The organism is Roseateles sp. P5_E11 (assembly GCF_054049355.1).
Genome location: NZ_JBFUMO010000201.1, coordinates 1 through 9,340, shown reverse-complemented (window position 1 = coordinate 9,340; position 9,340 = coordinate 1). Strand labels below are relative to the sequence as shown.

9 protein-coding genes are annotated in these 9,340 nt (G+C 67.1%); 6 read left to right on the top strand and 3 right to left on the bottom strand.

Annotation, left to right across the window (positions count from 1 at the left end; genetic code table 11):
- The first annotated feature begins 124 nt into the window (after positions 1-124).
- On the top strand, positions 125-757 hold the full coding sequence (locus ACXJKR_RS16025; RefSeq protein WP_457323666.1) for a LysE family translocator: 633 nt from the start codon (positions 125-127) through the stop codon (positions 755-757).
- A gap of 275 nt (positions 758-1,032) precedes the next feature.
- Positions 1,033-2,148, top strand: a complete 1,116-nt coding sequence (locus tag ACXJKR_RS16020) for an ABC transporter substrate-binding protein (RefSeq protein WP_457323665.1) — start codon at positions 1,033-1,035, stop codon at positions 2,146-2,148.
- 21 nt (positions 2,149-2,169) lie between these two features.
- On the opposite strand, the gene ACXJKR_RS16015 is transcribed toward ACXJKR_RS16020, so the two are convergent.
- On the bottom strand, positions 2,170-3,945 hold the full coding sequence (locus ACXJKR_RS16015; RefSeq protein ID WP_457323664.1) for an acyl-CoA synthetase: 1,776 nt from the start codon (positions 3,943-3,945) through the stop codon (positions 2,170-2,172).
- A 94-nt stretch (positions 3,946-4,039) separates the two neighbouring features.
- Entirely contained in the window at positions 4,040-4,579 is a 540-nt protein-coding gene (locus ACXJKR_RS16010) for a GNAT family N-acetyltransferase (RefSeq protein ID WP_200955294.1), read from the bottom strand.
- A 33-nt stretch (positions 4,580-4,612) separates the two neighbouring features.
- Here ACXJKR_RS16010 and ACXJKR_RS16005 point away from each other — a divergent pair, with 33 nt between their 5' ends.
- A complete protein-coding gene (locus ACXJKR_RS16005; RefSeq protein ID WP_457323663.1) occupies positions 4,613-5,515 on the top strand; it encodes an alpha/beta fold hydrolase in 903 nt (300 codons plus the stop codon).
- The gene (locus tag ACXJKR_RS16000; protein ID WP_457323662.1) at positions 5,512-6,300 is read left to right on the top strand and encodes a substrate-binding periplasmic protein; all 789 of its coding nucleotides are present in this window, start codon (positions 5,512-5,514) and stop codon (positions 6,298-6,300) included. Before ACXJKR_RS16005 ends, ACXJKR_RS16000 begins: the two co-directional genes overlap by 4 nt.
- On the opposite strand, the gene ACXJKR_RS15995 is transcribed toward ACXJKR_RS16000, so the two are convergent.
- Positions 6,281-6,532 carry a DUF4212 domain-containing protein gene (locus tag ACXJKR_RS15995; protein WP_457323661.1) on the bottom strand — a complete coding sequence of 84 codons (252 nt, stop codon included), beginning with the start codon at positions 6,530-6,532 and terminating at the stop codon, positions 6,281-6,283. The two genes, ACXJKR_RS16000 and ACXJKR_RS15995, sit on opposite strands and share 20 nt — an antisense overlap.
- A gap of 57 nt (positions 6,533-6,589) precedes the next feature.
- Here ACXJKR_RS15995 and prfB point away from each other — a divergent pair.
- Together prfB and pepN are read left to right on the top strand one after the other, a co-directional pair.
- A protein-coding gene (gene prfB / locus ACXJKR_RS15990; protein WP_157281678.1) for a peptide chain release factor 2 occupies positions 6,590-7,694 on the top strand; the annotation gives its coding sequence in 2 pieces (ribosomal slippage) (positions 6,590-6,670 and positions 6,672-7,694; 1,104 coding nt in all).
- 84 nt (positions 7,695-7,778) lie between these two features.
- Positions 7,779-9,340, top strand: a 1,562-nt coding sequence (gene pepN, locus ACXJKR_RS15985) for an aminopeptidase N (protein WP_457323660.1), incomplete at its 3' end; no start/stop codon positions are given.

Genomic DNA, 9,340 nt, shown 5'->3' with positions numbered 1-9,340 from the left:
GGGGACGGGGAAGGCAGCACCGACGGCGGCAAGACCTGGACGCTGATCTGGCGATTGCACCACCAACGCACGCGGTCTTGCGCTTGTCCCTAGACTGGCCGGCTCTGAATCTCCCGATCCCGCCATGCCCTTCTCGACCTGGCTGCTGTTCTGCGGCGTCGCCCTGCTGACCTGCTTCTCGCCAGGCCCCGGCGTGCTGCTCGCGATCTCGAACTCTGTCGCCGTCGGGCCGCGCCACACGATGTTCAGTTCGCTGGGCAATGCGGCCGGCCTCTTCGTCGTGTCCGGTGCGGCCACGGCCGGCATGGGCGCGCTGCTGGCGGTATCGGCTTCGGCCTTCCTGGTCGTCAAGATCGTCGGCGCGGGCTATCTCATCTACCTCGGCATCAAGCAATGGCGCAGCGCCCCGCTGCGGCTGGATGCGTCGGCTTCCACCCATCAGCCAACGACGCCGGGCAAGCTCTTCCTGCAAGGCCTGGGCGTGGCCGTCACCAACCCCAAGGCCATCCTGTTCTTCACGGCGCTGTTCCCGCAGTTCCTGGTGCCTGGCGAGTCCCTGGTCATGCAGACCGTGCTGCTGACGATCACCTTCACCGCCCTGGCCCTGGTGTCCCACGCCTTTTATGTCGGCCTGTTCCGCCAACTGCGCCGCTTCCTGACCGAGGCGCGACATCTGCGGCTGTTCAACCGCATCTCGGGCGGGCTGTTCGTGCTGCTGGGCCTGAGCCTGCTGAAGCTGCGCAACCGCGCCACCTGAACCGGGTCGTCCTTGCGCTCGCGGGCGCAGCAGCGGCGCCGCACTTTGAAGCCCTGAGGGGCATTCATTGAATCGATTCGGTTGACAACCAATTGATCGAAACCGGCTTTATCGGCTGATTTCGAATCAATAGAGTGCCGCCATCGACCATCCGCCGCCAAGGAGCCCCGATGAAAGCACGCACCATCCCCCACTCCGACCCTGAGGTCCCCAGCCCAGCCGCCGGGCACCCCACCGATGGTCGGCTCCCACGTCGACAGGCGCGAGATGAAGCGATGAGCACCGCCCTCGCGCGCAAGCTGGCGTGGCTGGCCTTGGCCGTTTCATTGGCGCCTGCCGCATCCATGCCRGCACGGGCCCAGGCTGCGGCGGCTCCCGCCACCCTCGTCGCAGAGCGCGACGGCGCCGGCCACACGCTGCAAGATCTTTACGAAGCTGCCTTGAAGGAAGGCGGCGCACTGACGGTGTATGCCGGCGGTGACGAGGTCACGCAGGGCTTTGGCATCAAGGCGGCCTTCGAGCGCCGGTTTCCCGGCATGAAGCTGAACCTCGTCGTCGACCTCAGCAAGTACCACGATGCACGCATCGAGGAGGAACTGCTGCGCAAGGACCTGAAGGTCGACGTCGCCCACCTGCAGACGCTGCACGATTTCGACGACTGGGCAGCGCGCGGCTTGCTGCTGCCGTACAAGCCGACGGGCTGGGAGCACGTCCCGGCAGCCTACAAGGATCCGCAGGCGCGCTTCACGGGCCTGTTCATGCTGACCTTCGCGAACAGCTACAACCAGACCCTGGTCACGGCAGAGAACGCGCCGCGCGACTATGCCGATTTCCTGAAGCCGGAGTTCAAGAACCGGATCGTCATCACCTACCCGCACGACGACGATGCGGTGCTGTACGTGTTCGACAAGATCGTCCAGAAGTACGGCATCGGCTTCATCGAGAAGCTGCAGGCCAACGGCGTGCAGTGGGTGCGCGGCACGCRGACGCCGCGCGACGCCGTCGAAGCCGGCAAGTACGCCGTGTCAACCGGGACGTCAGGCAACCTCGTGCCGGTGGAGTCGTCCAGCCTCCGCTTTGTGCTGCCGACCCGCGATCCCTTCCTGACCTGGGCGCAGACCGGCGCGATCTTCAAGGATGCGAAGCATCCCGCCGCAGCGAAGCTGTACGTCAGCTGGACGCTGTCGCTGCCGGTGGCCTCGAACCCGCAGCGGTTCCCGATCCGCGACGATGTCGCGCCGCCAACCGGCTACCAGTCGATCGACAAATACAACACCAGCCCCGAGGACTTCCGCGCCTTCATGCGTGACCGTGCGCGGGTCGAGCGGCYCAAAAGCCTGTTCGAACGCCTGATCGGGCCGGTGCAAGGCATTTCACCCCTGAAGGACTGAACCCCGGCGGCGCCGGCAGCGCTACGGCGACGCCGTGCCGGCCGTGGCCCGTTCCTGCTCGCGCAGCCGCAGCACGCGCCGCTGCACCTTCCCCGTCGTCGTCATCGGCAGCGCGGCGATGAACTCGATTTCCTTGGGGTACTCGTAGGGCGCCAGGCGCGCCTTCACATGGGCCTGCAGGGCCTCCACCAGCGCGGTGCTGCCAGCATGGCCCTCGGCCAGCACGACATAGGCCTTCACCAGCGCGCCGCGCTCCGCATCCGGCTTGGGCACGACGGCCGCATTCGCCACGGCCGCATGCTTGAGCAGGCAGTTCTCGATCTCGCCGGGGCCGATGCGATAGCCCGCCGCCTTGAAGACGTCGTCCGCCCGGCCTTCGTACCAGAGCGTGCCGTCCCGGTCGCTGCGGGCGAGGTCGCCAGTGCGGCACCAGTCACCCGTGAACTTGGCCTTCGTCGCGGCCTCGTTGTTCCAGTAGCCAAGGAAGAAGACGGGGTCGGGCGCGCCATGGCGGTCGCGCGCGTTCACGGCCACCTCACCGGTCTCGCCGGGCGCGCATTCCCGGCCCTCGTCATCGATGACCGCCACGCGGTGGCCCGGGTAGGCCCGGCCCATGCTGCCGGGTTTGGCCGGCCACAGGGCCTGGCAATTGCCGACGACGTAATTCATCTCCGTCTGGCCGAACATCTCGTTGACGGGCACACCCAGCGCATCGCGGCACCAGTTGAACACCGCGTCGCCAACGGCCTCGCCGGCGCTCATCAGTGCGCGCAGCTTCAGCGCATGGCGCTTCGGGCGAGGCTCGGCCTTCATCATGGCCTTGAGCGCCGTCGGGAACAGGAAGGCATGCGTGACGCCGTAGGCCGCCATCAGCTCGAAGGCCTTGGCAGCCGAGAAACGGCCTTGCCAGGCGACGATGGGGCGGCCGAAGTAGAGCGTAGGCAGCAAGGCGTCCATCAGGCCGCCGGTCCAGGCCCAGTCGGCAGGGCTCCAGAAGACGGCGTCCGTCTTCTGGAGCCCTTTGCTGGGCCGAGGCCCTTCATTGCCGCCCCCCATCTCCCGCTCCCTCTTCCCCAGGGAAGAGGGCCTGATCGTCTCAGTGACATCGGGAAATGGATCGAAGCCGAACCAGTTCTGGCTGGCGACAAAGCCAGCCAGGTTGCCGATTAACGCCCGCTGTGGGATCAGTGCACCCTTGGGGTTGCCGGTGGTGCCGCTGGTGTAGATCAGGATGGCCGGGTCGTCGGCCTGAGTGGCCACTGGCTTGAAGCGCGCCTCCTCGGCCTGCAGGGCCTGCATCCACGGCAGCTCGTCGCAATCCACCGGGCATTCGCCCACGACCAGGATGCGGCGCAGCGCCGGGCAGCGCGCCTTGACCTCGCGCAGGGCCGGCAGGGCTTCGCAGGCGGCAATGGCGAGCACGGCACCGCTGTCCTGCAGCCGGTACTCCAGCGCCTCGGCGCCGAAAAGCATCGACAGTGGCATGGCGACCGCGCCAATCTGCTGGATCGCGATGTGGGCGACGGCCGTCTCGAAGCGCTGCGGCAGCACGATGGCCACACGATGGCCGCGGCGTACACCCTGGTCCAGCAGCGCGTTGGACAGCCGGTTGGCGGCCCGCTGCAATTGCGCGTAGCTGTAGTGGGCTCGGCAGCCGCTTTCGCTGTCGAAATAAATGGCCGTGGCGTTGGGCGTGTCGCGCGCCCAGCGGCCGCAGCAGGCCTCGGCGATGTTGAAGTCCTGGGGCACCTGCCAGCGAAAGGCGCCGTGCAGCTGCTCGTATCGGTCTTCCGCCATGGGCCACCCCCGGTTGGGACAAGGGGGCGAATGCTAGCCAGCCCGGCAATGCCCGGGCTAATGGATTGCCCGGGGCAGAAACCGGGCGGTCAGGTCAGAGCCCGAGCCAAGCTGAGGGAGACCACATGCTCGGCCGGTCGCCGTCGGCATAGCGCTCCAGCGCGTCGCCGGTCAGGCGGCAGATGCGCCACTCCGGCATGACGTCGGCGCCCAGGCCTTCATAGAAGCGGATGGCGTCCTCATTCCAGTCCAGCACCGTCCAGTCGAAACGGCCATAGCCGCGCTCGCAGGCTGTCTGGGCCAGCTCGATGATCAGCGCCTTGCCCAGGCCGCTGCGGCGGTGGGCTGGGCGCACATACAGATCTTCCAGATAGAGGCCGGGCTTGGCCAGGAAGGTCGAGAAGTTGGTATAGAACAGCGCAAAGGCGACCACCTCACCGTCCACCATGCCAACCAGGCACTCGGCCGCGGGAGCATCGCCAAACAGATGCGGCTCGAGCTTCTCTGGCGTGACTTGCAACAGATGGGTCAGGTTCTCGAACTCGGCGAGCTCGCTGATCAACTGGACGATGGCTTTCAGATCGCGCGGCTCGGCGGCGCGGATGTCGTGGCGGGGTGCGGGCATGGTGGCCATTGTCAGCGCACTGCCGTGTCCTACAGTGCGGATATGCCCGATGTCTATTCCCCGCGCCGCGCCCACCGCAGCGAATTTCTGATCCTGCGCGGCCTGCGCCATCACATCCTGCGCTGGGGCCAGCCCTTGCCGGGCCACCCGCCCCTGGTCATGGTGCATGGCTGGATGGACGTCGGCGCGTCCTTCCAGTTCGTCGTCGATGCCCTGCAGCAGGAGCGCGAGATCATTGCGCTGGACTGGCGCGGCTTCGGCCTCAGCGCGACGACGGGTGCCGACAGCTACTGGTTCCCGGACTACCTCGGCGACCTCGACGCCCTGCTCGATGCGCTGAGCCCGGGCGCGCCGGTGGACCTGCTGGGCCACAGCATGGGCGGCAATGTGGCCATGAGCTATGCCGGGGTTCGTCCGCAGCGCATCCGTCGCCTCGTCAATCTCGAAGGCTTCGGCATGCCCGACATCTCGCCCGCCGCCTCGCCCGAGCGCCTGGCCAAATGGCTGGACGAGCTGAAGGACCCGCCCTCGCTGCGGCCCTACGCGACGCTGGCCGACGTGGCCGAGCGGCTGATGAAGAACAACCCCCGCCTGCCGGCGGCCAAGGCCGCCTGGCTGGCCCAGCACTGGTCGCGTGAAACGCCCGAGGGCTTCCAGCTCAATGCCGACCCGGCCCACAAGCTGGCCAACCCCATGCTCTACCGCAAGGCCGAGGTGCTGGCCTRCTGGCAGCGCATCACCGCGCCCACGCTGTGGGTCGAGGGCAGCGACGACCAGCTGACGCGCTTCTGGGGCACTCGCTACCCGCGCGAAGACTTCGAGGCCCGCCTGGCCCTGGTGCCACAGCTGGAGAAGGCCGTGCTGCAGGACGCCGGCCACATGCTGCACCACGACCAACCCGAAGCGTTGGCCGCCATGCTTGAGCCCTTCCTGTCGAAGACATGAGGCAGCCTGCCATCGGGTTGCTGCTCGCGCTGGCTGCCGCAGGCGCGCAGGCGAGCTGCTCGCGAGAACTCAGCGTCGGCATCTCCGACCTCGGCTATTCAGCCTTCCTGCGCGACGGCCATATCCAAGGCGTCGTGCCCGATCTGCTGGACGAGCTGGCCCGGCGCAGTGGCTGCAAGCTGACCCTGCGCTACGCGCCTCGTGCGCGCGTGCTGCTGGACTTCGAGCACGGCAGCATCGACGTGCTGACCTCGGCCATGCGCGCCGCCGACCGCGACCGGGTCGGGCACTTCCTGCCCTATGCCTTCACGGAACTGGATCTGATCGTCGCGTCGGAGCGCGGGCCGCGCTCGCTGGAGGCCTTTGTCGGCCGGCCCGACCTCAAGCTCGGAATCGTCCGTGGCGTGCGCGTAGGTGATGTGCTGGAGGAACGGATCGCACCGCTGCTGGCCTCGCGCCAAGCCGAGTATTCGCCCGACTTCAACAACCTGGCGGCCAAGCTGACGGCCGGGCGCATCCAGGCAGCCATCATTCCCAACATGATCCATGCCAAGCTCAAGCGGGATGGCGCACTGCCGGCGCAGAGCATCGTCGTCGACCTGCCGGAGGCCGGCACCGAACCCATCGGCCTTTACCTGAACCGCACCACCGTCACCGAGGACGACGTTCAGCTGCTGCAGGCCCAGATCACCCTGCTGAGGCGCGAAGGCTGGATCCAGCAGCTCTACGCGCGTTATGTCGGCGAGGCCGAAGCCCGGCGCCTGTTCAGGACCGAGGCTCGCTGAACTCGGCCTCCAACTTGTCCATCTGTCTCGCGTAGACGATGACGATGGCGCAAAAGCCCAGCAGCGCACCCTGCGAAGCCAGCCAGAAGGCCAGCGGCCATCCGAACACCTCGACGCTGAGTTCGCGCGCAAAGAACACAGGCACAAAACCGACGATTGCCCACGCCAGCAGCAACCACACCGTCAGGCGGCGGGTGCGGCGCCAATAGTCGTCGCGCAGCGGAGCTGTCATGGCGGCCATTCTCACCCATGAGAAAATCCGCGTTTCGCCAAGAACCAAGCGACCGTCATGGACATCGAACACATCAACCAAATCGGCAACAACCTGGCCGACCTCACAGCGCGTACCGACGCGCTAAGGGGGTATCTTTGACTTCGACCGCAAAGCACTGCGACTGAACGAGGTCAACGCCTCCCTCGAGAATCCCAACGTCTGGAACGACCAGAAGCGCGCCCAGGAACTGGGCAAGGAAAAGCGCACGCTGGAGGCCGTCGTCGACACGATCACGACGCTGACCAGCTCGCTGGCGGACAACACCGAGCTGTTCGAGATGAGCCGCGAGGAAGGCGACGAGGCCGGCATGCTGGCCATCGAGCAGGACGCCGCCGCGCTGCAGGCCAAGGTCGAGGAACTCGAGTTCCGCCGCATGTTCAACAACCCGGCCGACCCGCTGAACTGCTTCATCGACATCCAGGCCGGCGCCGGCGGCACCGAAGCCTGCGACTGGGCCGGCATGCTGCTGCGCCAGTACCTCAAGTACTGCGAACGCAAGGGCTTCAAGGCGACGCTGGAAGACGAGACGCCCGGCGACGTGGCAGGGCTCAAGAGCGCGACCATCAAGGTTGAGGGCGAGTACGCCTTTGGCCTGCTGCGCACCGAGACCGGCGTGCACCGCCTGGTGCGCAAGAGCCCGTTCGACAGCTCCGGCGGCCGCCACACCTCGTTCGCGTCGCTGTTTGTCTACCCCGAGGTGGATGACAGCATCGARATCGACATYAACCCGGCSGACGTGCGCACCGACACCTTCCGCGCCTCGGGCGCTGGTGGCCAGCACATCAACAAGACCGACTCGGCGGTGCGCCTGACGCACATCCCGACCGGCATCGTCGTGCAGTGCCAGGACGGCCGCAGCCAGCACAGCAACCGCGACGTCGCCTGGAAGCGCCTGCGCTCGCGCCTGTACGACCATGAGATGCGCAAGCGCCAGGAAGAACAGCAGAAGCTGGAAGACACCAAGACCGACGTGGGCTGGGGCCACCAGATCCGCTCCTACGTGCTGGACCAGAGCCGCATCAAGGACCTGCGCACCAACTACGAAACGTCTGCCACGCAGAAGGTGCTGGACGGCGATCTCGACCCGTTCATCACGGAGTCGCTGAAACAGGGCGTTTGATGCCCTCCCTGAAGCACTGCGCGCCCGCGTTCCGGCTGGCGCGCAGCGCTTCGACTGAACTGACCGATTTCCAAGGAAGCCCCAATGCGTGAAGGCAATGCCACCCTGATCCAACGCCTGGACTACCAGCAACCGGCGTTCTGGATCCGCAAGGTCGACCTGACCTTCGATCTCGACCCGGCCAAGACCCTGGTCACCAGCAAGATGCGGATCGAGCGCAACCGCGCCGTGCCCCACGGCCCGCTGCGTTTGCACGGCGAGGAACTGAACCTGCTGCGCGTGCTGATCGACGGCGCGAGCGTCTCCTTCCGCCAGGAAGGTAACGAGCTCATCATCGAAGGCGCACCCGACGCCGACTTCGCGCTCGAGATCCGCAACACCACCTGCCCAGACAAGAACACGGCCCTCTCCGGCCTGTACACCTCGGGCGGCAGCTTCTTCACGCAATGCGAGGCCGAGGGCTTCCGCCGCATCACCTATTTCCTGGACCGCCCCGACGTGATGGCCGTCTACACGGTCACGCTGCGCGCTAACGCCACCCTCTATCCGGTGCTGCTGTCCAACGGCAATCTGGTCGACAGCGGCACGCTCGACAACGGCCGCCACTTCGCCGTCTGGGCCGACCCCTTCCCCAAGCCCAGCTATCTGTTCGCCGTCGTCGCCGGCGACCTGGTGGCGCGCGAGCAGCGCATCCGCACCCGCGCCGGCAAGGACCACCTGCTGCAGGTCTACGTGCGCCGCGGCGACCTGGAGAAGACCGAGCATGCGATGAACTCGCTGATCGCCTCCATCGTCTGGGACGAGGCCCGCTTCGGCCTGCCGCTGGACCTGGAGCGCTTCATGGTGGTCGGCGTGTCCGACTTCAACATGGGCGCGATGGAGAACAAGGGCCTGAACATCTTCAACACCAGCGCCCTGCTCGCCTCGCCCGCCACCGCAACGGATGCGGACTTCAACCGCATCGAGTCCATCGTCGCCCACGAGTATTTCCACAACTGGACCGGCAACCGCGTCACTTGCCGCGACTGGTTCCAGCTGTCGCTCAAGGAAGGCCTGACCGTCTTCCGCGACCAGGAGTTCTCGATGGACATGGCCGGCACGCCGTCGGCCCGTGCCGTCTGCCGCATCCAGGACGTGCGCCAGCTGCGCGCCGCGCAGTTCCCCGAGGACAGCGGCGCCATGGCCCACCCGGTGCGCCCGGACAGCTACAGCGAGATCAACAACTTCTACACGGCCACCGTCTACGAGAAGGGCGCCGAGGTCGTGCGCATGTACCAGACGCTGGTCGGCCGCAGGGGCTTTGAGGCGGGCATGAAGCTCTACTTCGAGCGCCACGACGGCCAGGCCGTGACCTGCGACGACTTCGCGCAGGCGATTGCCGACGCCAACCCCGGCTCGGGCCTCGCTACGCGCCTGGACACTTTCAAGCGCTGGTACTCGCAGGCCGGCACGCCGCGCGTGACCGCCCGCGGCGAGCAKGACGCCGCCGCCCGCACCTTCACGTTGCGCTTCACGCAGACCACACCCGCCACGCCGGGCCAGGGCGACAAGCAGCCCCAGGTGATCCCCATCGTCATGGGCCTGCTGGACCGCCACGGCGCCGCCCTGCCCGTGAACGCCCAGGGCGACACCGAGGGCGTGGTGGT

Excerpts from the sequence above, each read along its gene's own strand:
- ACXJKR_RS16015 (WP_457323664.1), bottom strand. The coding sequence starts at position 3,945 with ATGGCGGAAGACCGATACGAGCAGCTGCACGGCGCCTTTCGCTGGCAG.
- ACXJKR_RS16025 (WP_457323666.1), top strand. The coding sequence starts at position 125 with ATGCCCTTCTCGACCTGGCTGCTGTTCTGCGGCGTCGCCCTGCTGACC.
- ACXJKR_RS16010 (WP_200955294.1), bottom strand. The coding sequence starts at position 4,579 with ATGGCCACCATGCCCGCACCCCGCCACGACATCCGCGCCGCCGAGCCG.
- ACXJKR_RS16000 (WP_457323662.1), top strand. The coding sequence starts at position 5,512 with ATGAGGCAGCCTGCCATCGGGTTGCTGCTCGCGCTGGCTGCCGCAGGC.
- ACXJKR_RS15995 (WP_457323661.1), bottom strand. The coding sequence starts at position 6,532 with ATGACAGCTCCGCTGCGCGACGACTATTGGCGCCGCACCCGCCGCCTG.